Origin of the sequence: Pseudoduganella danionis, assembly GCF_009720775.1 — a bacterium.
Taxonomy (GTDB): Bacteria; Pseudomonadota; Gammaproteobacteria; order Burkholderiales; family Burkholderiaceae_D; genus Rugamonas; species Rugamonas danionis.
In genome coordinates this window covers 1-272 of record NZ_WNKW01000041.1, presented here as the reverse complement: position 1 = coordinate 272, position 272 = coordinate 1, and the positions used below count along the sequence as shown (strand labels likewise).

1 tRNA gene and 1 rRNA gene are annotated in these 272 nt (G+C 52.6%); both read right to left on the bottom strand.

Annotated elements, in window-relative coordinates:
- Nucleotide 1: 1 nt before the first annotated feature.
- A tRNA-Ile gene (locus GM655_RS22635) sits at nt 2-78 on the bottom strand.
- A gap of 79 nt (nt 79-157) precedes the next feature.
- Nucleotides 158-272 (bottom strand): 16S ribosomal RNA (locus GM655_RS22630); the annotation flags it as partial.

Sequence of the window (272 nt, the reverse complement as noted above, 5' to 3'; positions counted from 1 at the left end):
CTGGTAGGGCTGGTTGGACTCGAACCAACGACCCCCGCGTTATCAACACGGTGCTCTAACCAGCTGAGCTACAGCCCCAAATGCTGTTCTTCTCTTATTTACAGTCGATAAGTGTGAACGCTTGATGAGTCGTCATTGCTGACTAGTGCGACTCTAGAAAGGAGGTGATCCAGCCGCACCTTCCGATACGGCTACCTTGTTACGACTTCACCCCAGTCACGAATCCTACCGTGGTAAGCGCCCTCCTTGCGGTTAAGCTACCTACTTCTGGT